This is a genomic window from Cereibacter ovatus (genome assembly GCF_900207575.1).
Taxonomy (GTDB): Bacteria; Pseudomonadota; Alphaproteobacteria; order Rhodobacterales; family Rhodobacteraceae; genus Cereibacter_A; species Cereibacter_A ovatus.
In genome coordinates this window covers 43,433-69,813 of sequence record NZ_OAOQ01000013.1, presented here as the reverse complement: position 1 = coordinate 69,813, position 26,381 = coordinate 43,433, and the positions used below count along the sequence as shown (strand labels likewise).

The following is a 26,381-nucleotide window of genomic DNA, read 5'->3' as shown; positions in this document are numbered from 1 at the left end:
TGACGATCCACGACCGGGGGATCGTCCGGGCACCGCTCAGCCTTTCAGTTCGGCGGTGATCCTGACAGGGCCGCCCGATCCGCGCAGCTTCGCGCGATAGATCACGATCGATTCGGCCACCCGCATCACATAGGTGCGGGTCTCGGCAAAGGGGATGCGCTCGACCCAGTCCACCACGTCGATATCGGGCGAGCGGGGGTCGCCGAACTCTTGCAGCCAGCGCCGTGGCCGCCCCGGCCCGGCGTTGTAGCCCGCAGCCACAAGTGCAATCGACGGGCCGAATTCTTCAACCAGTTGTGCCAGATAGGCGGTGCCAAGCCGCACGTTATAGGCGGCCTCGTTCAGCCGCTCGGCGCTGTAGCCCAGCCCCACACGCACCGCCATCAGCTTGGCCGTCCCCGGCATCACCTGCATCAGACCACGCGCACCGGCGGGGCTGACCACCACCGGGTTGAACTCGGATTCGCGGCGCGCGATCGACAGCGCAAGCGCCCGCGACACCGGCAGCCCGTCAGATGGCACCATCTCGGGCACCGGGAAATAGGCGCGCGACAGGATGATCCCGCGCTCGGCCGCCTGTTTGCCGATCAGCACCGCGATATGCGCCTCGCCCAGATCAAGCGTCATCTCGGCCAGCCGCGCCAGATCGTCGGGTCCAAGGCTTTCGGCCAGATGCAGCAGGAACCGCTTGCCCTGATCGCGCTCGCCCGCGGCCAGCAGAAGCCGCCCCGCCGCCAAGACCGAGGACGCGGCGAACCCGCCCTGCCGCCAGTCGCCCCCGCGCGGCGGCGACACCAGCGCCGGGTCCAGCGGGATGCCCACCCGTTCGGCCGCCAGCAAACCATAATAGGCGGTCTGGTGCCGGGCGGCCTCGGTGAAGGCGGCGCCGGCCTCGTCATAGTGGCCCATCGCCTCATGGGCGCGGCCCTGCCAGAACAGCGCCCGCGACAGGCTGATGGGCGTGCGCACGGCCGCTTGCAGGCGCTGGAAATGCCCCAGCGCGGTCTGCGCCTCGCCCAGATCGCGCAAGGCGATGAACCCGGCCAGAAACTCCAGATCGGCGAAATCCGCGCCCCCCGTCAGATGGTGCGAGGCGGCAAGCCGATAGGCGGTGCGCGGGTCGCCATCCTCGACCAGCGCGCGGGCAAGGCCGGGGCGGCGGTCGGCCCAATGCGCGGGCTCGCCCAGATCGTCGGCGCGGGCACTGCGTTCAAGGACCAGCACCGCCGCATCCGCCGCGCGCCCCTTGCGCGCCCGCCACATCGCGCGCTCGTAGGCAAGGCCGGGATGGGCGGCCAGCGCGCCCGGAACCGCCGCGATCAGCCCATCCACCCCATCGGCATCGGCGCGCAGCGCCATCCGCGCAGCCGCCAGCCGCTTCCAGCCGTCCGACACCCGTGGCAGCATCCGCCGCGCCTGCTCGGGCCGGTTCTCCCACAGCAGCCTGTCAAGCCGTGCCTCATGCGCGGCCGACAGGACGGCCGGGAAGGCGACCATCGCGGCCGATTCCTCTTCGGCCGTGAAGTCAAGGCCGACCCATGCCTGCCGGATCACCGCTGCGGCCTCGGCGCCTCGGCCCGCGGCCGCCAACGCGCGGGAAAGGGCAATGGCCCCCGTCGCGGTCGCGGGGGCGCGCGGGCCGAAATAGGCGATCACCCGCGCGGGCGTGGTCGACCGCGCCGCCGCATCTTCGCCCTTTGCGCGCAAAAGCGACAGGCCCGGCCAGTCGCCATGGCGGGCAAGAAAGCCTTCGTAATCGCCCAAGAGTCCTTCGCCCGCGCGCAGTCGGTGCCATTCCACGATGGATTGCGCCAGTGGCCCCGAGGCGCGGGCGCGGGCCGCCGCATCGTCCCAGTCCCTGGCCCAGACCGCCCGCAGCGCCCCGCGCAGCGCGGCCGGGTCGTCGGCATCGGCCGCGCCCGGCGGCAGCGACAGCACAAGCGGCAACAGGATCAGCGCGCAAAGGCGGCTCAGGGCGGGGCGAGGGTGGCGGCGGGACATGCCCCGTAATCTGCCCAAGACCACCGCCCCCCGCAACACACAAGCGCAAGACCGCCCGCGGCTTGGCGACAACTTGGCAAGTGCCGCGCCGGACGCTAGGAAGACGCGGTTTCAACCGGGCGAGTCAGCCCACCCACGAGGAGATGCGTGCCATGATCAAAGGGTCGATTCCCGCCCTTGTCACGCCGTTCAAGGACGGCGCTCTGGATCTGGACACGCTGAAGAAACTTGTGGACTGGCAGATTGCCGAAGGCTCGACCGGGCTGGTGCCGGTGGGCACCACCGGCGAAAGCCCCACGCTCAGCCATGACGAACACGAAACCGTGATCGAGGCGGTGGTGGCCGCAGCCGCCGGTCGCGTGCCGGTGATCGCGGGGGCGGGGTCGAACTCGACCGCCGAGGGCATCCGCCTGATCCGGTTTGCCGAACGGGTGGGGGCCGATGCCGCGCTGGTGGTGACGCCCTATTACAACAAGCCGACACAGGCCGGGCTGATCGCGCATTACACCGCGCTGCACGATTGCTGTTCGCTGCCGATCATCATCTACAACATTCCCGGCCGCTCGGTCGTGGACATGACCCCCGAGACGATGGGCAAACTGGCGGAACTTCCCCGCATCATCGGGGTCAAGGACGCCACCGGCAAGATCGAGCGTGTCAGCCAGCAGCGCGCCAGCTGCGGTGCGGATTTCATCCAGCTTTCGGGCGAGGATGCGACCGCGCTGGGCTTCAACGCCCATGGCGGGGTGGGCTGCATCTCGGTCACGGCGAACGTGGCGCCGCGGCTCTGCGCCGAGTTCCAGCAGGCGACGCTTGCCGGCGATTTCGCCCGCGCGCTGGACTATCAGGACAGGCTGATGCCGCTGCACGAGGCGATCTTCATCGAACCCGGCCTTGTCGGCGCGAAATACGCGCTGTCGCGTCTTGGCCTCTGCTCGCCCGAGGTGCGCCTGCCGCTGGTGGGTCTGACCGATCCGACCAAGGCCCGAATCGATGCCGCGATGCGCCACGCCGGCCTGATCTGACACCGCCCCGGTCGGCCGGGGCCGCGCGGCCCGCGCCACAGTCCGCGGCAGCGCCGTCCTCGGGGGCTCGATGCCCCCGAGGACGGCCCCCCCTTCCGGCCAACCGGGCTGGACAGCGCGCGGTTGCTCGCCTATCTCAACCGCGTCATGGCCAAACATTCCGACCCCAACAGCAAGCTCATCGCAGAAAACCGCCGCGCCCGCTTCGATTACTTCATCGAAGAGGAGATCGAGGCCGGGATCATCCTCATGGGCTCTGAAGTGAAGTCGCTCCGGCAGGGCGGCTCGAACATCGGCGAAAGCTATGCTTCGGTCGAGAATGGGGAATTGTGGCTGATCAACGGCTATATCGCGCCCTACCTTCAGGCCAAGACCTGGGGCCACGAGGAACGGCGCCGACGCAAGCTGCTGGTGTCCCGGCGCGAACTGGCGCGGCTGTGGAATGCCACGGCGCGCGAAGGCATGACCATCGTGCCGATCCGGATGTATTTCAACGACCGCGGGATCGTGAAGCTGATGATCGGCATCGCCAAAGGCAAGAAGCTGGCCGACAAGCGCGCCACCGAAGCCAAGCGCGACTGGGGCCGCGAAAAGCAGCGCCTGCTGAAGCAGCACGTCTGATCCTCGCGTCGGCCGGCCGGGCGGCTCTGCGGCGCTTGCGCACAGCGACCACGGCCAAGCGGGCTTGCCTGCGCATCGCCGCCGCATTAAGCCGGGTTGGCTTTCCGAGGAGCCCGCCATGACCGATGATCCCCGAACGCTCGTTTCCACCGACTGGCTTGCCGCGCATCTGCGCGACCCCGATCTGCGCATCATCGACGCCTCGTGGTATCTGCCAGCCGCGGGCCGCGACGCCCGCGCCGAGTATCAGGCCGAACATATCCCCGGCGCCCGCTTCTTCGACATCGACGAGATCGCCGACCTCCGTTCGGCCCTGCCGCATATGGCACCGCCGGTGGAAAAGTTTATCAGCCGGATGCGCGCCATGGGCATCGGCGACGGCCATCAGGTCGTGGTCTATGACGGCGCGGGTATCCTGTCGGCGCCGCGCGTCTGGTGGACCTTCCGCCTGATGGGCAAGACCGATGTTGCGGTGCTGGATGGCGGCCTGCCGAAATGGAAGGCCGAAGGCCACCCGCTGGAAGACCTGCCCCCGATCACCCGCGACCGCCACATGACGGTGCAGCGGCAGGCGGGCCTTGTGAAGGACGTGACGCAGGTCGCCCATGCCTCGAAGCTGGGCGAGGCCGAGATCATCGACGCGCGTTCCGAAGGCCGCTTCAAGGGGGTCGAGCCCGAGCCCCGCCCCGGCCTGCGCGGCGGCCATATTCCCGGCTCGAAGAATGTGCCGTTCCAGACGCTTCTGAACGGCGATGGCACGATGAAGGCGCCCGATGCGCTGCGCGCGGCCTTTGACGCTGCCGGCGTGGATCTGGCAAAGCCCGCGATCACCACCTGCGGGTCCGGGGTGACGGCCGCTGTTCTCAGCCTTGCGCTGGAAATCCTGGGCCACCGCAATCACGCGCTTTATGATGGCTCCTGGGCCGAATGGGGCATGTATGACGATCTCAAGGTCGCGAAAGGATGACGAAGGAATGCTGACCGCCCTCAAGCCGCAACCCGCGGACAAGATCCTGCAACTGATCCAGATGTTCCGCGAAGATCCCCGGGACGGCAAGATCGACCTCGGCGTTGGCGTCTACAAGGACCCGACCGGCCTGACCCCGGTGATGCGGGCGGTGAAGGCAGCCGAAAAGCGGCTGTGGGAAACCGAGACCACCAAGACCTATACCGGCCTTGCCGGGGAACCCGCCTACAATGCCGCGATGGTCGAGCTGATCCTTGCCGGTGCGGTGGCGGCGGACCGTGTGGCCTCGGTCGCGACGCCGGGCGGCACGGGCGCGGTGCGGCAGGCGCTGGAACTGATCCGCATGGCCGCGCCGGGGGCGACGGTCTGGATTTCCAATCCGACCTGGCCCAACCACCTGACGATCGTGAAATATCTTGGCATTCCGATGCAGGAATACCGCTATTTCGACGCCGCGACCGGCGCGGTCGATTTCGACGGCATGATGGCGGATCTGGCGCAGGTGAAGGCGGGCGATGTGGTGCTGCTGCATGGCTGCTGCCACAACCCGACCGGCGCGAACCCGAATCCGGTGCAGTGGCTGGCGATCTGCGAGGCCATTGCCAAGGCGGGCGCGGTGCCGCTGATCGATCTGGCCTATCAGGGGTTCGGCGACGGGCTGGAGATGGACGCGGCGGCGACGCGGCTTCTGGCCTCGAAACTGCCCGAGGTGCTGATCGCGGCCTCGTGTTCCAAGAACTTCGGCATCTACCGCGAACGGACCGGCATCCTGATCGCCATCGGCGAGGCATCGGGCAGGGTGGTGACGCAGGGCAACCTGAACTTCCTGAACCGGCAGAACTTCTCTTTCCCGCCCGATCACGGCGCGCGTCTGGTGACGATGATCCTGGACGATGAGGCGTTGTGCGCCGACTGGAAGGCCGAACTGGAGGAGGTGCGGCTGAACATGCTGACCCTGCGCCAGTTGCTGGCCGAGGCGCTGCGCGCGGAAACCGGGTCGGACCGTTTCGGCTTTGTGGCCGAGCATCGCGGCATGTTCTCGCGGCTTGGGCTGACGCCCGAGCAGGTGGAAAAGCTGCGCACCGATCATGCGGTCTACATGGTGGGTGATTCGCGGCTGAATATCGCCGGGCTGAACCGGACCACGGTGCCGGTTCTGGCCCGCGCGGTAGCCGACGTGCTGCGCGGCTGAGGGGAAGGGGCCGCCCGTCGCCCCCATCGAGGGGGCAACGGGCGGCGCTGCCGCGGACGGATCGGACCCCGGGGTGGCCCGGCGGGGCGCAGAAGCCCGCGGGCCGGCCATCAAGCCTGGGCCGCACCGCTGCGGATGGGGGGGGCAGCCCGCCGCGCGCGACGGGCTGTCAGGCCAGCGCCTCGGCGATCCGCTGCGCCAGTCTGCGCGCAACCTCGGCCTTGGGCATCCGCGGCCAGTCCTCTGTGCCATCCGCGGTAATCAGCGTTACCGCATTCTCGGTTCCGCCCATGATGCCGGTGGCTGGCGAGACATCGTTGGCCACGATCCAGTCGCAGCCCTTGCGCGCCCGCTTGGCGGTGGCATGGGCGATCACCTGATCGGTTTCGGCGGCAAAGCCCACCACCAGCCGCGGCCGTCCCGTGTCCAGCCGCGATACGGTGGCAAGGATGTCGGGGTTCTCGGCAAAGTCCAGCGACAGCCCGCCCGCGCCCTTCTTCACCTTGACCGACGCGGCATTGGCCACCCGCCAGTCCGCCACCGCCGCGGCGAACACCGCCGCCTCGACGGGTAGCGCGGCGCTGACCGCGGCCATCATCTGCGCCGCGGTTTCGACCTGCACGACCTTCACGCCCGCGGGTGGCGGAACCGTCGCCGGTCCGGTCACGAACACCACCGAGGCACCCAGATCGCGCAGCGCCGCCGCCAGCGCCGTGCCCTGCGCGCCGGAGGAGCGATTCGCAATATAGCGCACCGGGTCGATCGGTTCGTGCGTGGGGCCGGATGTCACCAGAACCCGCCGCCCGGCCAGCGGCCCCACCGCCAGCGCGGCTTCGATCGCGGCCACGATTTCAAGCGGTTCGGCCATGCGCCCGGGGCCATGTTCGCCGCAGGCCATGTCGCCCGCATTCGGCCCCACCGTCAGCACGCCATCGGCCGACAGCGTCGCCAGATTGCGCCGGGTCGCCGGATGCTGCCACATCCGCACGTTCATCGCCGGCGCCAGCAGAACCCGCGTGTCGGTCGCCAGCAGCAGCGTCGAGGCCAGATCCTCGGCCCGCCCGCTTGCCATTTTCGCCATCAGATCGGCGGTGGCCGGCGCCACCACGATCAGATCGGCCACCCGCGACAGCGCGATATGGCCCATCTCTGCCTCTTGCGTCAGGTCGAACAGATCCTGATGCACCCTGGCCCCGGCCAGTGCCGAGACGGACAACGGGGTGACAAACTCTGCCCCCGCCCGCGTCAGGACCGGCGTCACCGCACAGCCGCGTTCGCGCAGGCGGCGGATCAGGTCCAGCGACTTGTAGGCGGCAATCCCGCCGCCGATGATCAGAAGTATCCGCTTGCCGTCCAGCATCCCTGCACCCTCAGCGCGACCCGGGGACAGGTGTAGGGGCGCAGGGGGGCAGGTTCAACCGCCCTTAGCGGGCGGCCAGATCGGCGCAGGGGTCGCCGCGGTCGACCGGGGCGGTCACCAGCCACAGATCGAACGGTGCGGGCTGGCGGGGGGCGGATTCAAACTGGCCGATCGACAGGATGCGCAACCCCGGCGCGGCATCGGCCAGAACCGCGGGCAGGCCCACATCGCGCCGGGCATGGCCGGTGCCGGTGATGACGGCAACCGGCCCGCCCGAGGTTTCCAGCGCATCCAGCACCGCGCGGGCAAGGGCCGCGTCGCGCAGGCGCTGCGCCTCGACCATGCCGGGCAGCAGATCCTCGGGCAGGGCGTTGCAGTGGGCAAGCCGCTGTTCCTCGGACCGGGCGGCAAGATCTTCGGGCGCAAGGGCGCGGTCCAGACCAAAGCGCGCGGCATCCGCGCCGAAAGTCGCGGCGGCGCCGTCCTTGACCGCCGCCCGCGCCCTGTCGCGCGGGACTTCGGCGCCAAAGATCCGCGCTTCGGGGGCGGCCAGAAAGATCGGATGATACATCGCGAAATCGGGCCAGCCCGAGGCATCCCAATCAAGTGCCTCGGCCATCCGGCGTTCGTCGGCCAACAGATCGGGCGTGACGAGCGCCGCCTTTTCCGGCGTCAGCATCTCGAACACCAGTGCCGCGGGCCCCAACCCCGCCACCGCCACCGCCTGATTTTCGTGATGGCGGGGATTGTCGTGAACCTCGCCCAGGATCACCACATCGGCCGATGGAAGATCGGCCAGCGCAGCCGGAGCGATCTGCCCGGCCACACCCGGCCGGGCGGCGGCGACCAGTCCGGCCGCAAGAAGAACCCACTGTTTCATAGCAGGAAGTGATGCACCTCGCGCGACTGCGCTTCAAGGCTCCGCCGCATCTTTGCAAAGGCTGCCGCTTCCAGCTGGCGCACCCGTTCCTTCGACAGCTTCAACTCTTCCCCCAGACTTTCCAGCGTGCGCGGCGCCTCGCGCAGCTTGCGTTCGGTGACGATGAACCGTTCGCGCGGGTTCAACTGCTGCATGGCGACGATCAGCCATCCCCGCAGCCGCGCCGCGTCCAGTGACCCCTCGACCACTTCGGCGGCCTGTGCCGAATCGTCTTCCAGCGCGTCGATCCATTCGCGTCCGTCCTCATCGGCCGATTGCGTGGCATTCAGCGAATAGTCCGACCCCGACAGCCGGCCTTCCATCATTTCGACATCGGCCAACGGCACGCCCACGTCATGGGCGATCATCTCGCGCAGTTGATGTCCGTCCAGAACCTCGCCGCGCTGGCTGGCCTCGCGTTCCAGCCGGGCCTGCACCCGGCGCATGTTGAAGAACAGCGCCTTCTGGCTGGAGGTCGATCCCGTCCGCACCATCGACCAGTTGCGCATGACGTAATCCTGGATCGAGGCCTTGATCCACCACACCGCATAGGTCGAGAATCGCACCCCGCGATCGGGATCGAACTTGTCGGCCGCCTTCATCAGACCCAGCGATGCTTCCTGAATCAGATCGTTCATCGGCGCGCCATAGCGGCGGAACTTCGCCGCCATCGAGATTGCAAGACGCATGTAGGCGGTGATCAGGCGGTGCAGCGCCGCCTCGTCGCGCCGGTCGCGCCAGGCATAGGCAAGGCGCAGCTCGGTCTCGGCATCCAGAAGCTCGGCCTTCATCGCTTGGCGCGACATTGTTTGGTCGTTATATCCGTCCAGTGCCATCAGGGCCCCCTGTCGAACCGGCTCACGTCTCGGTAAATACTACGGAACAAACCCATGTCCGGATCACATGATTTGGCGCTGCCGCCGCTGACGCTTGTTCTGGGCGGTGCGCGGTCCGGAAAATCGCGGATGGCAGAGCGGCTGGTCATTGGGACAGGCCGCCCCCGGATCTATCTGGCAACCGCCGAAGCATGGGATGACGAGATGGCCGCACGGATCGCGGCCCACCGCGAGGATCGCGGCGCCGGCTGGGACACGGTCGAGGCTCCGCGCGATGTTTGCCCTGTCCTGTCACGGATTCCCCCCAAGGCTTGCGTGCTGCTGGATTGCGCGACGCTGTGGCTGACCAATCACCTGCTGGCCGAAAACGATCTTGATGCCGAGATCGCCTCGCTTCTTCATGCGCTTGAGACCTGTCAGGCGCCTGTTGTCGTGGTCTCCAACGAGGTGGGCTGGGGGATAGTTCCCGAAAATTCGCTTGCCCGGCGGTTTCGTGACGAACAGGGCCGGCTGAACCAGCGCCTTGCCGCCAGCGCGGGGCTGGTGGTGGCGGTGATGGCGGGCCTGCCGATGGTGCTGAAGGGCGAACTGCCAAAGGGCGTGGCGTGACGCGGCTGCACTGGGTCCGGCACGGGCCGACACATGCGACCGTGATGCTGGGCTGGACCGACCGGCCGGCGGATCTGTCCGACACTGCGGCTGTCGCGCGGCTGGATGCGGCACTTCCGCGGCCGGCTCTGGTGATCTCGTCCGACCTGATTCGCGCCCGCGCGACCGCGGATGCGCTGGCCCACGGGCGGCAGCGGCTGCCCCACGACCCCCGCCTGCGCGAGATCCACTTTGGCGCATGGGAAGAGCGCAGCTTTGCCGCGATCGAGGCCGGCACCCCCGCCCGCATCCGCGCCTTCTGGGAAAACGCCGGCCCCGTCCGCGCGCCGGGCGGTGAAAGCTGGAACGAGCTTCGCGCCCGCGTCACGGCGGCCGTCGCCGATCTGGTATCCCGCCATCCGGGCGAAGATGTCATCATTGTCGCCCATTTCGGGCCGATTCTGGTCGGACTTCAGACCGCGCTTGGCCTTGATGTGCAGCAAGCCTTCGCCCACCGGATCGAGCCGCTGTCGATCACCACGACCCATCTTGGCCCGTTGGGCTGGACCGCAGGTCAGGTGAACTATCGGGCCTGAATTATCGCCGGCGGCGCCGACATCCTGTTGCAGCCGCACCGGCAAGCGGCTATACCCCCGCCAACGCACCCGTAGCTCAGCTGGATAGAGCGCTGCCCTCCGAAGGCAGAGGCCAGGGGTTCGAATCCCTTCGGGTGCGCCAAGCTTCTCAATAATTTACGCGACGCACTGGAACCGCACAGAAACCCGCACAGAAACTGCGGTTCATCGGCGTTTTCGATAGGCGAAAAAAGACCTATCTACGAATCGTCCAGGTCATCGAAGACCAAGCCACGCGATGCAAAACGGGCGGAGCGGTTGGCCCCGCAAAGCCCACGGCCGGCACCTCATCAGTGCCGGCCTTTCCTTTTCACCGGCAGAGCAACCGCTCGATCACACGCGCCCCAGCGACTGCATCCAAGACCGCCGCCCTGGCAGCCAGGAAGTTGCGCGCAAGTTCGAGAGCGTCGGCCAACTCCACCCCTTCGTTGGAATACACAGGCATCGACTCATCGGGCGTGCAGCAGCACTCGTCGCCACCGGTTGGGTCTTGGTGACGTCCGTAACGACGCCAATAACGACGTCGTATCAGACACCCCAGATGTCTGCCGAACGCGCAAGGGCGGCCCCAATCGAGTGGTTACGCTCTATTCGGGCTAGCCGCCGAAACGCCGGACCGGGCCGGGATCAATGGCATGGGGGCAGGCCGCCACCATGCCCCTGCGGGACCGGCATCCTCTGCCATCGCGAGGCCAGCCAGCATCTGCGGCCCCGCCCGCGCCGCGATCGGCGGAAGGGCCACAAGCCTCGCGCGGGTCACTTCGACAGCAGCGAGCAGATCCGGCGCACGGCCAGTTCATAGCCCTCGACCCCAAGCCCGGCCAGCACACCATCGGCGCGCAGGCTGACATAGGAATGGTGGCGGAAGCTCTCGCGCTTGTGCACGTTCGAGATGTGACACTCGATCACCGGCCCCTCGAAGGTGTTCAGCGCGTCAAGGATCGCGACCGAGGTATGGGTGAAGGCGCCCGGATTGATGACGATGCCGCAGGCGGCGTGGCGGGCCTCATGGATGGTGTCGATGATGACGCCTTCGTGGTTCGACTGGAACAGCTTGACCGCAAAGCCCTTTTCGGTCGCGACGGTGGCGCAGTTGCGTTCGACATCGGCCAGCGTGTCATGGCCGTAGATCTCGGGCTGGCGCTGGCCCAGCAGGTTCAGGTTCGGACCGTTCAGGATGTAGATCGTCTTGGTCATCGGTTTTCCCCCATCGCTCGATGCCCCTTGGGCGCGGCCCTTCGGCCGGTCTGCGATCTTGATTGCAGAAGGGGGGCGCCGCGTCCACCCAGGGGCCCCGCGCCGCAGCCGGCGAAAGGCCCGAGCGGGCCCGGAAACGAACATCAGGATTGCCGGTCACGCCAAGAAAGGCAGCGGACGGAACGGCTGGAATCCGGGACTCCATCGCCATTCCCCTTTTCGCGTGGATATGGCCGTCTGACCCAGACCGCTTCTTCCGCCGCCGCGCCCGACCGCACCTTCCGGTTGGGCCTGATCGGCGGCAGCCTCACCGCCACCCGCTCGTCGATCCTGCATCCGGCCTGCGGTTTGTCGGTGGGCCGCAACGTGACCTGCGATCTCATCCCCCCGGCCGAGCCCGGGATGAGCTTCGCCGGGTGCTGGTGCAATGCGCGGAAGCGGGCTTCGACGGGGGGATGAACTGGAAGCCCTTGGGGATGGTCGGCCGGTCCGGGCTCGCCGCGGCCCGAAGGGGGCAGGGGGGGCGATGCGGTCTATACCCCGTCCTTGCCCGGATCAAGGCGATGGGTGCGCAGTTCCTGAACGGAAACGAGCTGTATTTCCATCAGGGCGTGGATGCGTTCGAAATCTTTACCGAGCTGACCGTGACCGAAAAAGACCGGGCGCGGGCATCATCCCCCACCGCCCGGCGGCGCGGGGGTAAGGCCGGGGCGGGGCGCGCCCCGCCCGCGATTTCAGTAGCTGTCGATGCCCTGTTGCCACGGCCGGACAAGGTTGCCGAACCGGGTAAAACGGCCCTCGAAGCTGAGTTCGACCGAGCCGATCGGTCCGTGGCGCTGCTTGCCGATGATGACTTCGGCCTTGCCGTGAACCTGCTCCATCAGCGCCTGCCACTGGGCCATCTTTTCCATCTCGTGATCGCCCGGCTTTTCACGCTCGCGGTAGTATTCCTCGCGGAAGACGAACATCACCACGTCGGCATCCTGCTCGATCGAGCCGGATTCGCGCAGGTCGGACAATTGCGGCCGCTTGTCGTCGCGGCTTTCCACTGAACGCGACAACTGCGACAGCGCGACCACGGGGATGTTCAGTTCCTTGGCGATCGCCTTCAAACCTTGGGTGATCTCGGATACTTCCTGCACCCGGTTGTCACGAGAGCCGCCAGTGCCTTTCAGAAGCTGAAGATAGTCCACCATCAGCACGTCCAGCCCATGCGTCCGCTTCAGCCGCCGGGCGCGGGCGGCGACCTGCGAAATCGGCAGGGCGGGCGTGTCGTCGATATAAAGCGGGCAGGCTTCCAGCGCCTTGGCGGCTTCGACGAAACGGCGGAACTCGGCCTCGGTCATGTCGCCGCGGCGGATCTGTTCCGAAGGCACCTCGGCCGCTTCCGACAGGATCCGCGCGGCCAGCTGTTCGGCGCTCATTTCCAGACTGAAGAAGCCCACGACGCCGCCTTCCACCGCGCCTTCGCTGCCGTCGGGGTGACGGCCGCGCTTGTAGGCTTTGGCGATGTTGAAGGCGATGTTGGTGGCCAGCGAGGTTTTGCCCATCGACGGCCGCCCGGCAAGGATCAGAAGGTCGGACGGATGCAGACCGCCCAGCTTCTTGTCCAGATCGGCCAGCCCGGTCGAGATCCCCGCAAGCCCGCCGTCGCGCTGATAGGCGGCGTTGGCCACGTTCACCGCGTCGGTCACCGCCTTCAGAAAGCTTTGAAAGCCGCGTTCGGCGTGGCCCTGTTCCCCCAGCTTGTAAAGCCGCTGTTCGGCCTCGACGATCTGTTCCTTCGGTTCGGACGTCACATCGACGCGGGCGGCCTTGGCGGCGATGTCCCGGCCCAGCCCGATCAACTCGCGCCGAACCGCCAGATCATACAGCATCTGCGCATAATCGCGCGCGGCAAAGGCCGAGATCGCGGCCCCCGCCAGACGCACCAGATAGGCGGGCCCGCCCAGTTCCTTCAGCCCCGGATCGTCTTCCAGAAACGCCTTCAGCGTCACCGGCGAGGCCAGCGCGTTCTTCTGGATCCGTGCGGCCGAGATTTCGAAGATGCGCTGATGCACCGGGTCGAAGAAGTGCTCGGCCCGGATCACCGAGGCGATACGGTCGAAGATGTCGTTGTTGGTCAGGATCGCGCCCAGCAGTTGCTGCTCGGCCTCGATGTTGTGCGGCAGCGCCTCGGGCGCCTTTTCGGGCTGGGGGTCGCGAAGTGCCCTGACCTCGTTCATGTCGGCTCTGGCCTCTCTGCTCTTTCGTTCGTTGTCGCCACTCGCGGGCGACCTTGGCTGCGGTCCGAGTTCATACCCCAAGTTGCCGGTCCGGGGCAGGGGGGCACAGAACGGGGGATGGCCCGGCCTGAACCCTGTGGACGGCCTGTGGATAAGCCCGACCCTAGGTTCAAGCCTACCACATCTTGCGGTCATCACAGCCGACAATCGCAGCTTCTGGCCGATTCTGCGCGGCGGCCTGTCAGGTTGTCCCCAGCTTGCGGCGGCGGTCAGCGCCCGCCATCGGCCGGTTTCCGCGCGTCCTGCCAATCGCGCGGGTTCGACAGGAAACATTCGACCTCGGCCAGTGTGGCGTCGTCAAAGCTGCCTGCGGCGCGGGCTTCGGCCAGCACGTCCCACCATGTGCACAGATGGTGCAGCGTCACGCCATGGGCCTGAAGCCGGCCCATCGTTTCGGGGAAGATGCCATAGTAGAAAATCACCGCCGTATGGGCGCAGGTCGCGCCGGTGTCGCGGATCGCATCGACAAAGGACAGTTTCGATCCGCCGTCGGTGGTCAGATCCTCGACCAGCAGCACGCGCTGGCCTTCGGTCATCACGCCTTCGATACGGGCGTTGCGGCCGTAGCCCTTGGGCTTCTTGCGCACATAGGTCATCGGCAGGCCCAGCCGTTCGGCCACCAGCGCCGAGAACGGGATGCCCGCGGTTTCACCGCCCGCCACGTTGTCGAACGCCTCGAATCCGGCGTCGCGCATCACCGTCATCGCCATGAAATCCATCAGCGTGGACCGGATGCGCGGATAGGAAATCAGCTTGCGGCAGTCGATATAGGTCGGCGACGGCAACCCTGAAGCCAGGGTGAACGGCTCGTGCGGGCGGAAATGCACGGCCTGAATTTCCAGCAGCATCCGCGCGGTCAGGCGGGCGATTTCCTCGCGCGGGGGGAAAGAGGTGGGGATCATCGTGATCTTCCTTTCAGCGGGCCGCGTGCCGGTCGTGCGACATCGGGTTGCGGCAAGAATGGGGGAACCCGAAGCGTCAGCCGTTCACGCGCCAGTGCAGCGGGAAGCCGGGATCGAACACCGTGACGGGGCCGGCCTCGGTCAGGATCCTGGCCGGCATGTCCACCGGGCCGCCCTTCACCAGCGTGATCCGCGCCTCGTTCGGGGGCAGGCGGTAGAAGGCGGGGCCATGAAGCGAGACGAACCCTTCCAGCCGGTCAAGCGCGCCTTCCTGTTCGAACACATGCGCAAGGATCGCCATCGTGTTCGTCGCGGTGAAACAGCCCGCACAGCCGCAGGCCGATTCCTTGGCCGCATCGGCATGGGGCGCGCTGTCGGTGCCAAGGAAAAAGCACGCCTCGCCCCCGGTTGCGGCACGGCGCAGCGCCAGCCGATGGGTTTCACGCTTCGCCACCGGCAGGCAGTAGTAATGCGGCCGGATACCGCCGGCGAGGATATGGTTGCGGTTGATGATCAGGTGATGCGTGGTCAGCGTGCCGGCGATATCGGGCCCGCCGCCGCGCACATAATCCAGCCCGTCCGCGGTCGTCACATGTTCCAGAACCACGCGCAGCCCCGGCACCGTGCGCCGGATCGGGTCCAGCACACGGTCCAGAAACACCGCCTCGCGGTCGAAGATATCCACCGCCGGGTCGGTCACCTCGCCATGCACGCACAAGGGCAGGCCGATCTCGGCCATGGTTTCCAGAACCTCGCGCACCCGGTCGAAATTCGTCACCCCCGAGGCCGAGTTGGTCGTGGCCCCCGCCGGATACAGCTTCACCGCCTTCACCAGCCCCGATACGGCCGCGGCGCGCACATCGGCCGGGTCGGTCGTCTCGGTCAGGTAAAGGGTCATCAGCGGTTCGAACGCGGCACCTTCCGGCAGTGCGGCAAGGATGCGGTCGCGGTAGGCCGCGGCCTGCGCGCCGGTCACCACCGGCGGCACAAGGTTCGGCATCACGATGGCGCGGGCAAAGTGGCGTGCGCTTTCCGGCAGCACCCCCTTCAGCATCGCGCCGTCGCGCAGGTGAAGGTGCCAGTCGTCGGGGCGGCGGAGGGTCAGGCTCTGGGTCATGCCTGCCGCCTACTGCAAAGCCCCGCGCATTTCCAGTGAGTCGGTGCCGCCGCCCACCCGCATCCGTCAGGCCGACCGCGCCTCTGCCTGCACACGGGCGCGCAAGGCCAGCAACTGCTGACGCAACTGCCGCGCCTCGACCTGCCGCCCCGCGGTCAGAAGCACCCGGCGCGCCCGCTCGGGGTGCCGCGCGTTCAACGCCAGGTGATGCACAAGGTAATCGACCGCCGCCCGCCGCCCGCGCCAGATCCGCGCCGCCGCCCCAAGGTCAAGCGTCCCGCGCCCGGCGTCGCGCAGCAGCGCCGCCGTCATCCCCGTCCGCTCCAGCAGGGCCTGAAGCGGCTCGCCTGCGTTGCGACAGCGCAGATGGCGGACATTTCCCGCGCCGAACAATGCGGCATGCATCGCATCCAGCGGCTCGGCCGGATCGTGCAGCACGAACACCTCGCCGGTGCCCTCGACCATGTCGGGCGCATAGCCATAGCGGTCGCGGAAATCCAGCCGCCGCGCCGCCCGGTCGCGCCCGTCCCACCCCGCCCGGGCCGGATCAAGCGTCGCCCGCGGGCTGACTGCCACCACCACGGCACCCGGTGCGGTCAAGGAATAGGCGCAGGCGGCATAGCCTCCCATCCCGGCGCCATGAAACACCACCCGGTCGAAATCCTCGAAAAAGGCATCGTCCACCAGCCGGTCGAAATAGCGATAGACCGCCGGATCGCGATACCAGGTCGGCCCGTCCGCGATCAGGCACAGCGACGACCAGCCCTCGGCCCGCGCCACCGCATCGCCCAGCGGCAGACCGTCCGGCCTCCGGATGCGGATCTCCTCCTGTGTCTCGAAACTGACGACAAGCGTCGCGCCCTCGTCGCGGAAAAAGGCGTGGTGCCGGGCACCAAGCGGCTGGAAATACCCCGCCTCCTCGCCGACCTCCTCGATATGCCGCAACCAGACGCCCCGATCACCGGCAAAGGCGGAAGACGCACAGGAAGCGGAAGGGATGGTCATGTCAGGGCCTCGCAGTCGCGGGGGCAGAGATATGCCGCCCATTCCCTTTATGGTCTCCCGACATGTCCAGTTGATGCGGGCATTGAGGCAAAAGCATGACGATTTTGTCCACCCGCCCCGACCTTGGTCGCAAGACGCCCGACCGCGGCTTGACCCCGATACCCCGCCTCGGCCACCCTCGGCCGACAGCCGGAGACCCGCCTTGACCCTAAGCCTGCCCGCCTCGATCGACGCCACCGCCGACCTTCTGGCGGCCCATGGCTATGTCAGCAACCGCGCGCTGGCGACGGTCACCTTCCTCGCCCTGAAACTCGGCCGACCGCTGTTTCTGGAAGGCGAGGCCGGAACCGGCAAGACCGAGATCGCCAAGACCCTGGCCACCGCCCTCGGCCGCCGCCTGATCCGGCTGCAATGCTACGAAGGGCTCGACGCCGCCTCGGCCGTGGCCGACTGGAACTTCGCCGCCCAGATGATCGCGATCCGCGCCAGCGAAGCCGCCGGCACCGCCGACCGCGACGCGCTGAAATCGGAACTCTTCACCGAAGCCTACCTGATCGAACGCCCGCTCCTGCAAGCCATGCGCCCCCAACCCGGCGGCGCCCCCGTCCTGCTGATCGATGAACTCGACCGCACGGACGAGCCGTTCGAAGCCTTCCTGCTGGAAGCCCTCTCCGATTTTCAGGTGACCATCCCCGAACTCGGAACCATCCGCGCCCCCGAACCGCCGATCGTGATCCTGACCTCGAACCGCACCCGCGAGGTCCACGACGCGCTGAAACGCCGCTGCCTCTACCACTGGGTCGACTATCCCGACTTCGCGCGCGAACTGGCGATCCTCTCCGCCCGCGCCCCGGAAGCGCAGAACGCCCTCAGCCAGGAAATCGTGGCCTTCGTCCAGCGCCTGCGCCGCGAAGATCTGTTCAAGAAACCGGGCGTCGCCGAAACCATCGACTGGGCGAAATGCCTGCTCGCCCTCGACGTGATCCAGCTGTCCCCCGAAGTCATCGCCGACACACTCGGCGCCCTGCTGAAATACCAGGACGACATCCAGAAACTCCAGGGCTCCGAAACCCGCCGCCTTCTGGACGAGGCCCGCCGCGACCTCGCCCCGGCATGACCCGGCCCCCTTTTCATTCTGGCTCAAATATCCCGGGGGGTCCGGGGGGCAGCGCCCCCCGCCGTGGCCCGGTGATCTAAGCCATGCAACCCACCGCCCTCCCGGACGGCAAACTGGCGCAGAACATCCTGTGGTTCGCCCGCGCATTGCGCAAGGCGGGCCTTCCCATCGGCTCGGGCCGGATCGTCGATGCGGTCCGCGCGGTCGAGGTCGCAGGCTTCACCTCGCGCGAGGATTTCTTCTGGACGCTTCACGCCTGCTTCGTCTCGCGCCCCGAACATCGTGCCGTTTTTGCCCAGGTGTTCCGGCTTTACTGGCGCGACCCGCAGTTTCTTGAACAGATGATGAGCCTGCTCCTGCCGCAATTGCGCGGCCTTCATGACGACCGCCCGCCCGAACCGGCCGAAAAGCGCGCGGCCGAGGCGCTGCTGGACGGTGCCCCCCGCCCCGAACGTGACCCGCCCGAGCCCGAAGGCAGCCTGATCGAGTTTGACGCGTCCGAGACCGCTTCGCGCGACGAACGGCTGAAGCGCCTCGATTTCGAACAGATGTCCACAGACGAGATCGAGGCCGCAAAGCGGATGCTGGCCCGGCTGTCGCTGCCTGTGCCGCCGCTTCTGTCGCGCCGGGCTGTGGCCTCGACCACCGGCAGCCGGCCCGACCTGCGCCGCACGCTGCGGCAAGCCCTGCGGCAGGGCGGCGATCTTGCGCGGATCGCGCGCAAAAGCCCGACCGATCGCTGGCCCAATCTGGTGGTGCTGTGCGACATTTCGGGGTCTATGTCGCGCTATTCGCGGTTGGTTCTGCATTTCGTCCATGCGGTGATGAACCGGAAGGGGCAGGGCTGGGCGCGGGTTCATGCCTTCACCTTCGGCACGCGCCTGACCGACATCACCCGTCACCTGCGCCGCCGCGATGTCGATGCGGCGCTGGCCGCGGCCGGGGCCGAGGCGCAGGACTGGTCGGGCGGCACCCGGATCGGCGAGTGCCTGCATGTCTTTAATCGCGACTGGTCGCGGCGCGTGTTGGGGCAGGGGGCGGTGGTGTTGCTGATCACCGATGGGCTTGACCGTGGTGATCCCGCGGCGCTGGTGCGTGAGATGGAGCGTCTGCATCTGTCGGCGCGGCGGCTGATCTGGCTGAACCCGCTGTTGCGCTGGGACGGATTCGCGCCGCGGGCGGCGGGCATCCGGGCGATGCTGCCCCATGTGGACAGTTTGCGCGCGGCGCATTCGGTGGCCTCGCTCGAGGCGTTGGCCGAGGCGCTGTCGACTGTTCCGCGGGGGCGTGGGTTCTGAGGCTATCCTGGGATGGAAACCCGGGTGTGGCTCTGGTAGGGATCGCCGGGGGCGCTGCCCCCGGACCCCCGGGATATTTGCGCCAGAATGAAAGAGGCGCGGGCCGTTTGCCCGTGCGCATGGTTTGGGCCGTCGGGCCTGCGGAGAGGTGGATGCGGCAGTCCGAGCAGCAGTATCTTGATCTTCTGGCGCATGTGCTGGAGGCCGGGGATCGTCGGGTGGATCGGACCGGGGTGGGAACGTTGTCCGTCTTTGGCGCGATGATGCGGTTCGATCTGTCGGGCGGGTCTGTGCCGATCCTGACCACCAAGACCGTCTGGTGGAAGACGGCGGTCAAGGAAATGTTGTGGTTCCTGACCGGGGGGACCAACATTCGGCCGCTGCTGTTGGAGAATGTGCGGATCTGGACCGACTGGCCGCTGGCGGCCTATCGTCGCGAGACCGGCGAGGAGATCTCGCAGGTGGATTTCGAGCGCCGAATTGTCGAGGATGAGGTCTTTGCCTTGCGCTGGGGCGAGTTGGGCCCGGTTTACGGCAAGCAGTGGCGGCGCTGGCTGGGGCCGGACGGGCGCGAGCATGACCAGATTGCCACGTTGATTGCGACGTTGCGCAGCAATCCGGCCAGTCGTCGGATGCTGTTTCATGCCTGGAATGTGGGTGAGCTGGAGGGGATGGCCCTGCCGCCCTGTCATATGGTCTATCAGTATCATGTGACCTCGGACGGGCGGCTGAATTGTCTGATGTATCAGCGGTCCGTCGATCTGTTGCTGGGGGCGCCGTTCAATTTTGCGGGTGCGGCGGCGTTGCAGGTGATGTTGGCCGATCAGGCCGATCTGCGACCGGGAGAATTGGTCTGGGTCGGGGGGGACGTGCATCTTTACCTGAATCACCTTGATCAGGCGCGCGAGCAGTTGGGCCGGGCGCCGCGGGGGTGGCCGCGGATGCGGCTGTTGCGGCGGGCGGGCAGCATCGACGACTATCGGATCGGGGATTTCGTGGTTGAGGGCTATGATCCGCATCCGCCGATCCGGGCAGAGGTGGCGGTCTGATGCTGACGGTGGTGGTGGCACGGGCGAAGGGGGGCGCGATTGGCAAGGGGGGCACGATCCCCTGGCATGCGCCCGAGGATCTGGCCTTCTTCCAGCGCGAGACCTTGGGGGGCGCGGTCATCATGGGCCGGCGGACGTGGGAGAGTTTGCCGAAGCGGCCTCTGCCGCGGCGGATGAACATCGTCGTGACCTCGGGGGCGCCTGAGGGCGAGGCGGTGTTCTGCCGGTTTGATGCGGCGATTCCGGCGGCGCGGGCGGCGGGGCATGCCCGGATCTATTCCATTGGCGGGGCTGGGATCTTTGCTGCGCATCTGCCGCTGGCGGACCGGCTTTTGCTGACCGAGGTGGATCTGGCGGTCGAGGGGGCCGACACTTTCTTTCCCGATTTCGATCCGGCGGGCTGGACCTGCATTTCGCGGATGGAGTTGCGCAGGGACGGCCCGGCGTGCATCCTGCACGAATATCTGCGCAGGCGCTGAGATCGGCCGCAGTCAGGGGAAAGCGAATGACTCTGCTTGTTCTTTATGTCGTCACGGCGCTGGTGTTTCTGGGTCTTGATGCGCTGATGCTGTCGCGGGTGATGAAGCCGCTGTTCGATGCCCATATCGGCCATCTGATGTTGGAGAGCCCTCGGCTTCTGCCGGCGGGGCTGTTTTATCTGGGCTATGTGGCGGGGCTGATCTGGCTGGTGTCCTGGCCTGCGCTGCGCGAGGGGATGCTGATGCCGGCGCTGGTGGGGGGCGCGGTGTTGGGGGCGGTGGCCTATGGCACTTACGAATTCACCAGCTATGCGATCATGCGTGACTGGCATCCGGCGATGGTGGCGATGGATGTCACATGGGGTGCGGTGCTGACCGGGGTTTCCGCATGGGTGGGCGTGGCGGTCACACGTCTGGTCGCGCCGGTCTGAGCCGACTTGCGCAGGCTGTCGGATATGGCATGAATTGCTCCGGACACCCTTACGGAAGCGGATCATGATCCTTTACGGCATTTCCACCTGCGACACCTGCAAGAAGGCCATCAAGGCGCTGGATGCCGCCGGCCATACGGTCGAGTTTCGCGATGTGCGCGCAGCCCCGCTGACCGAATCCGAGATTGCCGAGTTCGTGACCGCCTTTGGTGATGCCATCGTGAACCGCCAGTCGACCACTTGGCGCGGGCTGTCGGACTGGCTGAAAGCCTCGGAGCCCGAGGCGCAGATCGCTGCGCAGCCGACGCTGATGAAGCGGCCGGTGATCCGGACCGAGGAAACCCTGTTGCTGGGATGGGATGTGGGCGTGCAGCGCAGGCTTCTGGGATGAGAACAGCCCACGGCGTGGGCTGTCTCGATCGTCACGCGCGATCGGTTGCTTACAGCAGCCGCAGGTCGCCCGCCGAAGAGCGGCCGTCGCGGCCGGACTGCAACTCGTAGCCGATCTTCTGGTTGTCGCTGAGCCCTTTCAGGCCGGCCCGTTCGACCGCCGAGATGTGGACGAAAACGTCCTTGCCGCCATCATCGGGGGCAATGAAGCCAAAGCCCTTAGTACTGTTGAACCACTTCACGGTGCCCGTCGGCATTCCGTCTCTCCCTTCGTCAGCCTTCACCCGCGGCGTCATTGCCGCGGGCCGTGCATCCAGGTCCGCCGCGTATGCCCTGGAAACAGGAAAGCGTCAGAACGTCTGTTATCACTGTGCGAAAGGATGCCAAAGCGCGGCCGAAAATCAAGCGCCAATGAATAATTGTGCGGAAACAAGTATTTGCTCACCGCGCGGGCAAAAGCGCGGGCCGGGCCTGGCGTCGGAAGGGGCCACGGATCGCGGCCGGTCCTTTGAATAACTCGACAGTCTGGCGAGCGTAGTAGGCGAATTGACGCGCCATATACGACCAAAGTCTTGCCAATAGGTTGCAGAACTTCACCTTAAGCATGTTCCGGCCGTTCCGGACCGCAAGAGGGGTCAGTATCCTGAAAGGGTAGTCCCAGGTCGACGCTTTGGCGAATGAAAACGACCCGGGGCCGGCTTTTTACCGCGGACTCCGGGTCGCAAGGGCGCATGGCGCGAATCAGCCGGGCAGACGGGCGTCGGCGGCGAGGGTGTCGACCAGTTGATCCAGCGGCATCGATTCGGTCCGGGTCTCGCCCAGACGGCGGACCGAGACGCTGCGCGCCTCGACCTCTTGCATCCCGATGGCCAGGATCACCGGCACCTTGCCCACCGAATGTTCGCGCACCTTGTAGTTGATCTTCTCATTCCGGGTATCTGCCTCGGCCCGGACGCCGCGGGCGCACAGCGCCGCCACCACCTCGGCCACATAGTCATCGGCATCCGAGACGATCGAGGCCACCACCACCTGCCGCGGCGCCAGCCAGAACGGCAGCTTGCCGGCATAGTTCTCGATCAGGATGCCGATGAAGCGTTCGAAGCTGCCAAGGATCGCGCGGTGCAGCATGTAGGGCCGGTGCTTGGCCCCGTCCTCGCCGATATATTCCGCGCCCAGACGGGTGGGCAGGTTCGGGTCAACCTGGAAGGTGCCGCACTGCCACTTGCGCCCGATCGCGTCAGTCAGCTTGAAGTCAAGCTTCGGGCCGTAGAAGGCGCCTTCGCCGGGGTCGATCTCATAGGCGGCGCCGACCTTCCTGATCGCGTTTTCCAGCGCGGTTTCCACCTTGTCCCATGCCTCGTCCGAGCCGATGCGGACCTCGGGGCGGGTGGACAGCTTGATTTCGAAACTGTCGAAGCCAAGGTCTTTGTAGACGCTGGACAGAAGTTCGATGAAGGCGGCGCATTCGGCCTCGATCTGGTCTTCGGTGCAGAAGATATGGGCGTCGTCCTGCACGAAGCCGCGAACCCGCATCAGCCCGTGCATCGAACCCGACGATTCATAGCGGTGACACGAACCGAACTCTGCCAGCCGCAGCGGCAGGTCGCGATAGGATTTCAGGCCCTGATTATAGACCTGCACATGGCAGGGGCAGTTCATCGGCTTCAGCGCGTTGATGCGCTTTTCCTTGGCATGTTCCTCTTCGACCTCGACGATGAACATGTTTTCCTTGTAGGCCGCCCAGTGCCCCGAGGCTTCCCACAACTTGCGGTCCACCACCTGCGGGGTGCGGATTTCCTTGTAACCCGCCTTGCGCAGCCGGCCGCGCATGTAATCTTCCAGCGTGCGGTAGATCTGCCAGCCGTTCGGGTGCCAGAACACCATGCCCGGGGCTTCTTCCTGAAGATGGAACAGCTCCATCTCTTTGCCCAGCTTGCGGTGGTCGCGCTTGGCGGCTTCCTCCAGCATGTGCAGGTAGGCTTTCAACTCGTCGCGGGTCTTGAAGGCCACGCCATAGATGCGCTGAAGCTGCTTGTTGGCGCTGTCGCCGCGCCAGTAGGCGCCGGCCACCGACATCAGCTTGAAGGCATCGGCCGGAACCTGCCCCGTATGTTGCAGATGCGGGCCGCGGCACAGATCCTGCCAATCCCCGTGCCAATACATCCGGATCAACTGATCCTCGGGGATGGCCTGAACCAGTTCGACCTTGAAGTTCTCGCCGCGCGCTTCGTAATGGGCGATGGCGCGGGCGCGGTCCCAGGTTTCGGTTTTCACCGGATTGCGGGCGTTGATGATGTCCTTCATCCGCTTCTCGATCGCGCCCAGGTCTTCGGGGGTGAAATGCTCCTCGCGGTCAAAGTCGTAATACCAGCCGTTCGCGATGACCGGGCCGATCGTCACCTTGACGTCGGGCCAAAGCTCCTGCACCGCGCGGGCCATGATATGGGCCAGGTCGTGCCGGATCAGTTCCAGCGCCTGTGCCTCGTCGGCCATGGTGTGGATGGCGATCGAGGCATTGGCCGTGATCGGCCATTGCAGGTCGAAGTGCCGGCCGTCCACGCTGGCCGAGATCGCCTTTTTCCCGAGGCTGGTCGAGATCTGGGCCGCCACTTCGGCAGGGGTGATGCCGGCGGGAAACTCGCGGATGTTGCCGTCGGGAAATGTCAGGGAAATCGGGGCCATTGTGGCTCTCCTCGTCGGTTTGGCGCCTACGATTGCGCCCGGTTGCGGGTTATGTGCGGCCCGCTTCTGCGCCCCGGGGGGGCGGAAGTCAACGGCCGGGTGGCCGCGGTCGGGCGGCTTTGCTAGGACAAGGCCCAAACCGGAGGATGCCATGCCAGACCCCAGCTTTCTTGTAACCCCCCAGTGCCGCCGCATTGCCTATCGCCTGACCGATGGCCGCGGCCCGGCCGTCCTGTTCTGCGGCGGCTTCAAATCGGACATGGCAGGCAGCAAGGCGCTGCATCTGCAAGCCTGGGCCGAGGCATCGGGCCGCGCGTTCCTGCGCTTTGACTATTCCGGGCATGGCGCGTCGGGCGGCGCCTTTCTGGATGGGGCCATCGGCGACTGGTTTCAGGATGCCCGTGCGGTGCTGGACCTGATCGCGGGGCCGGTCGTGCTGGTGGGGTCTTCGATGGGGGGCTGGATCTCGCTTCTGCTGGCGCGCGAATGTCCTGAACGGATCGCGGGCCTTGTCGGCATCGCCGCCGCCCCCGACTTTACCGAAGATTCGATGTGGCAGGGCTTTTCCCCCGATCAGCGCCGGGCGCTGGAACGGGATGGCCGGGTCAGCCTGCCCTCGGACTATTCCGATGAACCCTATGTCATCACCCGCCGCCTGATCGAGGACGGGCGCACCCATCTGGTGCTGCGCGACGCCCTGCCTTTGCCGTTCCCGGTGCGGCTGTTGCAGGGCACCGACGATACCGACGTGCCGCCCGCGGTGGCGCTGCGGCTTCTGGACCATGCGACGGGGCCGGACATCCGGCTGACGCTGGTCAAGGGCGCGGATCACCGCTTTTCGACCCCGGACTGCCTTGCGATGATCGAGGCCGCGGTGACGGAAATCCTGCCCCGCTGAAACGCGAACGGGCGCCCGTTGCGGGGCGCCCGTCCGGGGGATGGATCAGCCGTTTGCCGCAGCGGGCGACGTGGTCGGGGTTTGCGGCACGGTTGCCACCACGACCTTCGGCTTCGGTTTCGGCGCGTTCTGGTCGATGAAGTTCAGCACCAATGGCCGGATGTTCAACCGCCAGCTTTTGCCGGCGAAGATGCCATAGTGGCCGGCGTCCGGTTCCACATGGCTGGCCTTCTTGCTGGCCGGCAGCCCGGTCAGCAGATCCAGCGCCGCGACGCATTGGCCGGGGGCCGAGATATCATCTTTCTCACCCTCGACGGTTTTCACCGCCACTTCGGTGATCGCGCCGATATCGACCTTTTTCCCCGCGACCACGAATTCGTTCCGGGCGATCTCGCGGTTCTTGAACACCCGCTCGACGGTGGACAGATAAAACTCGGCCGTCATGTCCATCACGGCCAGATATTCGTCGTAAAAGCGGTTGTGCGCGTCATGGTCGGACGCCTGCCCCCGCGCCACGCGCACGATCTGTTCCTGAAACGCCTGGGAATGACGTTCCATGTTCATCGAGATGAAGCTTTGCAGTTGAAGCAGGCCCGGATAGACCAGCCGCCCCGCGCCCATGTATTTGAAGCCGACGCGCTGGATCGCCAGCTGTTCCAGCTGCCCCATGGTCACGCGGCGGCCGAAATCGGTCACCTCGGTCGCGGCAGCATCGGGATCGACCGGGCCGCCGATCAGGGTCAGGGTGCGCGGCTGCGCGCTTGGATCTTCGCCGGCCAGATAGGCCGTCGCCGCCAGAACCAGCGGCACCGGCTGGCAGACCGCGATCACATTGGTGTCGGGGCCAAGGGCGCGCATGAATTCCACGACATAGAGCGTGTAATCCTCGACGTCGAACTTGCCGGCCGACACCGGAATGTCGCGCGCATTGTGCCAGTCCGTCACATACACGTCACAGTCCGGCAGCAGACTAAGCACGGTCGATCGCAGCAGTGTCGCGTAATGGCCCGACATCGGCGCCACCAGCAGCACCTTGCGCGCCATCGGCGCACGGCGGCGCACGAAGAACTGAACAAGGTTGCCGAAAGGCTTTTCCACGATGGTCTTGATGTCCACCAGATGGTCCTGGCCATCCTCGCCCACGATCGAGCGGATGCCCCAGTCGGGCTTGGCGACCATGCGCGAAAAGCTGCGTTCGGTCACTTCGCCCCAGGCCGCCATCAGGTTCAGGGCCGGATTCATGGAAAGCGCGAAGACCGGATAAGAGGCCATCGCCCTCGCCGTGGCGCCCAACCACTCGTTGGTGTTGCGCGCGGTCTCCATGACGTCATAGGTTGTCATATATTTCATAGTTCATCCCTGCCCGGTGGAGGCCTGTGTTCCTGCA

Annotated in this window: 25 protein-coding genes and 1 tRNA gene; 14 read left to right on the top strand and 12 right to left on the bottom strand. The window is 66.7% G+C overall.

Annotation, left to right across the window (positions count from 1 at the left end):
- Nucleotides 1-36: 36 nt before the first annotated feature.
- Nucleotides 37-2,001: a lytic transglycosylase domain-containing protein gene (locus CRO07_RS13235; protein WP_097031164.1), complete on the bottom strand. Its 1,965-nt coding sequence runs from the start codon at nt 1,999-2,001 to the stop codon at nt 37-39.
- Between the two features lie 152 nt (nt 2,002-2,153).
- On the opposite strand from CRO07_RS13235, the gene dapA reads away from it, so the two are divergent.
- The 4 genes from dapA to CRO07_RS13215 all read left to right on the top strand — a co-directional run bounded on the left by dapA (nt 2,154) and on the right by CRO07_RS13215 (nt 5,806).
- Nucleotides 2,154-3,026 (top strand): 4-hydroxy-tetrahydrodipicolinate synthase, encoded by an 873-nt coding sequence (dapA, locus tag CRO07_RS13230; RefSeq protein ID WP_097031189.1) that lies wholly within the window; start codon nt 2,154-2,156, stop codon nt 3,024-3,026.
- A gap of 147 nt (nt 3,027-3,173) precedes the next feature.
- Complete coding sequence (gene smpB / locus CRO07_RS13225; protein WP_097031188.1) at nt 3,174-3,647, top strand: SsrA-binding protein SmpB; 474 nt, start codon at nt 3,174-3,176, stop codon at nt 3,645-3,647.
- 118 nt (nt 3,648-3,765) lie between these two features.
- The gene (gene sseA, locus CRO07_RS13220) at nt 3,766-4,614 is read left to right on the top strand and encodes a 3-mercaptopyruvate sulfurtransferase (protein ID WP_097031163.1); all 849 of its coding nucleotides are present in this window, start codon (nt 3,766-3,768) and stop codon (nt 4,612-4,614) included.
- Between the two features lie 7 nt (nt 4,615-4,621).
- A complete protein-coding gene (locus CRO07_RS13215) occupies nt 4,622-5,806 on the top strand; it encodes an amino acid aminotransferase (protein WP_097031162.1) in 1,185 nt (394 codons plus the stop codon).
- A 169-nt stretch (nt 5,807-5,975) separates the two neighbouring features.
- Here CRO07_RS13215 and coaBC read toward each other — a convergent pair whose 3' ends face one another.
- The 3 genes from coaBC to CRO07_RS13200 all read right to left on the bottom strand — a co-directional run bounded on the left by coaBC (nt 5,976) and on the right by CRO07_RS13200 (nt 8,921).
- Nucleotides 5,976-7,166: a bifunctional phosphopantothenoylcysteine decarboxylase/phosphopantothenate--cysteine ligase CoaBC gene (gene coaBC / locus CRO07_RS13210; RefSeq protein ID WP_097031161.1), complete on the bottom strand. Its 1,191-nt coding sequence runs from the start codon at nt 7,164-7,166 to the stop codon at nt 5,976-5,978.
- 64 nt (nt 7,167-7,230) lie between these two features.
- Nucleotides 7,231-8,046 (bottom strand): ChaN family lipoprotein, encoded by an 816-nt coding sequence (locus CRO07_RS13205; protein ID WP_097031160.1) that lies wholly within the window; start codon nt 8,044-8,046, stop codon nt 7,231-7,233.
- Complete coding sequence (locus CRO07_RS13200) at nt 8,043-8,921, bottom strand: RNA polymerase factor sigma-32 (protein WP_097031159.1); 879 nt, start codon at nt 8,919-8,921, stop codon at nt 8,043-8,045. The genes CRO07_RS13205 and CRO07_RS13200 overlap by 4 nt, the downstream gene beginning before the upstream one ends.
- 54 nt (nt 8,922-8,975) lie before the next feature.
- Here CRO07_RS13200 and cobU point away from each other — a divergent pair, with 54 nt between their 5' ends.
- The 3 genes from cobU to CRO07_RS13185 all read left to right on the top strand — a co-directional run bounded on the left by cobU (nt 8,976) and on the right by CRO07_RS13185 (nt 10,247).
- Nucleotides 8,976-9,530: a bifunctional adenosylcobinamide kinase/adenosylcobinamide-phosphate guanylyltransferase gene (gene cobU, locus CRO07_RS13195; protein ID WP_097031158.1), complete on the top strand. Its 555-nt coding sequence runs from the start codon at nt 8,976-8,978 to the stop codon at nt 9,528-9,530.
- A complete protein-coding gene (locus CRO07_RS13190; RefSeq protein WP_097031157.1) occupies nt 9,527-10,105 on the top strand; it encodes a histidine phosphatase family protein in 579 nt (192 codons plus the stop codon). The genes cobU and CRO07_RS13190 overlap by 4 nt, the downstream gene beginning before the upstream one ends.
- Nucleotides 10,106-10,170: 65 nt before the next feature.
- A tRNA-Arg gene (locus tag CRO07_RS13185) sits at nt 10,171-10,247 on the top strand.
- A gap of 653 nt (nt 10,248-10,900) precedes the next feature.
- Here the strand turns inward: CRO07_RS13185 and aroQ are convergent.
- From aroQ to CRO07_RS13160, 5 genes are all read right to left on the bottom strand, one after another.
- On the bottom strand, nt 10,901-11,341 hold the full coding sequence (gene aroQ, locus CRO07_RS13180; RefSeq protein ID WP_097031156.1) for a type II 3-dehydroquinate dehydratase: 441 nt from the start codon (nt 11,339-11,341) through the stop codon (nt 10,901-10,903).
- A 734-nt stretch (nt 11,342-12,075) separates the two neighbouring features.
- Nucleotides 12,076-13,566: a replicative DNA helicase gene (locus CRO07_RS13175; protein ID WP_097031155.1), complete on the bottom strand. Its 1,491-nt coding sequence runs from the start codon at nt 13,564-13,566 to the stop codon at nt 12,076-12,078.
- Between the two features lie 269 nt (nt 13,567-13,835).
- Entirely contained in the window at nt 13,836-14,528 is a 693-nt protein-coding gene (locus tag CRO07_RS13170; RefSeq protein WP_097031154.1) for an orotate phosphoribosyltransferase, read from the bottom strand.
- A gap of 76 nt (nt 14,529-14,604) precedes the next feature.
- Entirely contained in the window at nt 14,605-15,645 is a 1,041-nt protein-coding gene (gene pyrC / locus CRO07_RS13165; RefSeq protein WP_097031153.1) for a dihydroorotase, read from the bottom strand.
- Nucleotides 15,646-15,711: 66 nt separating this feature from the next.
- Nucleotides 15,712-16,590, bottom strand: a complete 879-nt coding sequence (locus tag CRO07_RS13160) for a hypothetical protein (protein WP_141400067.1) — start codon at nt 16,588-16,590, stop codon at nt 15,712-15,714.
- 262 nt (nt 16,591-16,852) lie between these two features.
- Between CRO07_RS13160 and CRO07_RS13155 the strand changes: the two genes are divergently transcribed.
- The 6 genes from CRO07_RS13155 (at nt 16,853) to CRO07_RS13130 (ending at nt 21,415) form a co-directional block, all read left to right on the top strand.
- Nucleotides 16,853-17,767, top strand: coding sequence for an AAA family ATPase (locus CRO07_RS13155; protein ID WP_097031151.1), 915 nt, complete (start codon nt 16,853-16,855; stop codon nt 17,765-17,767).
- An 83-nt stretch (nt 17,768-17,850) separates the two neighbouring features.
- Nucleotides 17,851-19,065, top strand: a complete 1,215-nt coding sequence (locus CRO07_RS13150) for a vWA domain-containing protein (RefSeq protein WP_097031150.1) — start codon at nt 17,851-17,853, stop codon at nt 19,063-19,065.
- Between the two features lie 152 nt (nt 19,066-19,217).
- Complete coding sequence (locus CRO07_RS13145) at nt 19,218-20,114, top strand: thymidylate synthase (protein WP_097031149.1); 897 nt, start codon at nt 19,218-19,220, stop codon at nt 20,112-20,114.
- The gene (locus tag CRO07_RS13140; protein ID WP_097031148.1) at nt 20,114-20,593 is read left to right on the top strand and encodes a dihydrofolate reductase; all 480 of its coding nucleotides are present in this window, start codon (nt 20,114-20,116) and stop codon (nt 20,591-20,593) included. The genes CRO07_RS13145 and CRO07_RS13140 overlap by 1 nt, the downstream gene beginning before the upstream one ends.
- Nucleotides 20,594-20,619: 26 nt before the next feature.
- The gene (locus CRO07_RS13135; protein WP_097031147.1) at nt 20,620-21,024 is read left to right on the top strand and encodes a DUF2177 family protein; all 405 of its coding nucleotides are present in this window, start codon (nt 20,620-20,622) and stop codon (nt 21,022-21,024) included.
- Nucleotides 21,025-21,088: 64 nt separating this feature from the next.
- A complete protein-coding gene (locus CRO07_RS13130) occupies nt 21,089-21,415 on the top strand; it encodes an arsenate reductase family protein (RefSeq protein ID WP_097031146.1) in 327 nt (108 codons plus the stop codon).
- Nucleotides 21,416-21,464: 49 nt separating this feature from the next.
- Here the strand turns inward: CRO07_RS13130 and CRO07_RS13125 are convergent, their stop codons facing one another.
- Both CRO07_RS13125 and thrS read right to left on the bottom strand, forming a co-directional pair.
- Nucleotides 21,465-21,671 carry a cold-shock protein gene (locus CRO07_RS13125; RefSeq protein ID WP_002720550.1) on the bottom strand — a complete coding sequence of 69 codons (207 nt, stop codon included), beginning with the start codon at nt 21,669-21,671 and terminating at the stop codon, nt 21,465-21,467.
- A 484-nt stretch (nt 21,672-22,155) separates the two neighbouring features.
- Nucleotides 22,156-24,096, bottom strand: coding sequence for a threonine--tRNA ligase (thrS, locus tag CRO07_RS13120; RefSeq protein ID WP_097031145.1), 1,941 nt, complete (start codon nt 24,094-24,096; stop codon nt 22,156-22,158).
- Nucleotides 24,097-24,247: 151 nt separating this feature from the next.
- Between thrS and CRO07_RS13115 the strand changes: the two genes are divergently transcribed.
- On the top strand, nt 24,248-24,994 hold the full coding sequence (locus CRO07_RS13115; RefSeq protein WP_097031144.1) for an alpha/beta hydrolase: 747 nt from the start codon (nt 24,248-24,250) through the stop codon (nt 24,992-24,994).
- A 45-nt stretch (nt 24,995-25,039) separates the two neighbouring features.
- Here CRO07_RS13115 and phaZ read toward each other — a convergent pair whose 3' ends face one another.
- Nucleotides 25,040-26,344, bottom strand: a complete 1,305-nt coding sequence (gene phaZ / locus CRO07_RS13110; protein ID WP_097031143.1) for a polyhydroxyalkanoate depolymerase — start codon at nt 26,342-26,344, stop codon at nt 25,040-25,042.
- Between the last annotated feature and the right edge of the window lie 37 nt (nt 26,345-26,381).

Coding starts and splice junctions, on each gene's coding strand:
- CRO07_RS13215 (WP_097031162.1), top strand. CDS start 4,622: ATGCTGACCGCCCTCAAGCCGCAACCCGCGGACAAGATCCTGCAACTG.
- CRO07_RS13200 (WP_097031159.1), bottom strand. CDS start 8,921: ATGGCACTGGACGGATATAACGACCAAACAATGTCGCGCCAAGCGATG.
- sseA (WP_097031163.1), top strand. CDS start 3,766: ATGACCGATGATCCCCGAACGCTCGTTTCCACCGACTGGCTTGCCGCG.
- CRO07_RS13145 (WP_097031149.1), top strand. CDS start 19,218: ATGCGGCAGTCCGAGCAGCAGTATCTTGATCTTCTGGCGCATGTGCTG.
- CRO07_RS13130 (WP_097031146.1), top strand. CDS start 21,089: ATGATCCTTTACGGCATTTCCACCTGCGACACCTGCAAGAAGGCCATC.
- CRO07_RS13140 (WP_097031148.1), top strand. CDS start 20,114: ATGCTGACGGTGGTGGTGGCACGGGCGAAGGGGGGCGCGATTGGCAAG.
- CRO07_RS13135 (WP_097031147.1), top strand. CDS start 20,620: ATGACTCTGCTTGTTCTTTATGTCGTCACGGCGCTGGTGTTTCTGGGT.
- CRO07_RS13170 (WP_097031154.1), bottom strand. CDS start 14,528: ATGATCCCCACCTCTTTCCCCCCGCGCGAGGAAATCGCCCGCCTGACC.
- CRO07_RS13205 (WP_097031160.1), bottom strand. CDS start 8,046: ATGAAACAGTGGGTTCTTCTTGCGGCCGGACTGGTCGCCGCCGCCCGG.
- pyrC (WP_097031153.1), bottom strand. CDS start 15,645: ATGACCCAGAGCCTGACCCTCCGCCGCCCCGACGACTGGCACCTTCAC.
- coaBC (WP_097031161.1), bottom strand. CDS start 7,166: ATGCTGGACGGCAAGCGGATACTTCTGATCATCGGCGGCGGGATTGCC.
- CRO07_RS13125 (WP_002720550.1), bottom strand. CDS start 21,671: ATGCCGACGGGCACCGTGAAGTGGTTCAACAGTACTAAGGGCTTTGGC.
- aroQ (WP_097031156.1), bottom strand. CDS start 11,341: ATGACCAAGACGATCTACATCCTGAACGGTCCGAACCTGAACCTGCTG.
- CRO07_RS13175 (WP_097031155.1), bottom strand. CDS start 13,566: ATGAACGAGGTCAGGGCACTTCGCGACCCCCAGCCCGAAAAGGCGCCC.
- CRO07_RS13235 (WP_097031164.1), bottom strand. CDS start 2,001: ATGTCCCGCCGCCACCCTCGCCCCGCCCTGAGCCGCCTTTGCGCGCTG.
- CRO07_RS13115 (WP_097031144.1), top strand. CDS start 24,248: ATGCCAGACCCCAGCTTTCTTGTAACCCCCCAGTGCCGCCGCATTGCC.
- phaZ (WP_097031143.1), bottom strand. CDS start 26,344: ATGAAATATATGACAACCTATGACGTCATGGAGACCGCGCGCAACACC.
- dapA (WP_097031189.1), top strand. CDS start 2,154: ATGATCAAAGGGTCGATTCCCGCCCTTGTCACGCCGTTCAAGGACGGC.
- smpB (WP_097031188.1), top strand. CDS start 3,174: ATGGCCAAACATTCCGACCCCAACAGCAAGCTCATCGCAGAAAACCGC.
- thrS (WP_097031145.1), bottom strand. CDS start 24,096: ATGGCCCCGATTTCCCTGACATTTCCCGACGGCAACATCCGCGAGTTT.
- cobU (WP_097031158.1), top strand. CDS start 8,976: ATGTCCGGATCACATGATTTGGCGCTGCCGCCGCTGACGCTTGTTCTG.
- CRO07_RS13150 (WP_097031150.1), top strand. CDS start 17,851: ATGCAACCCACCGCCCTCCCGGACGGCAAACTGGCGCAGAACATCCTG.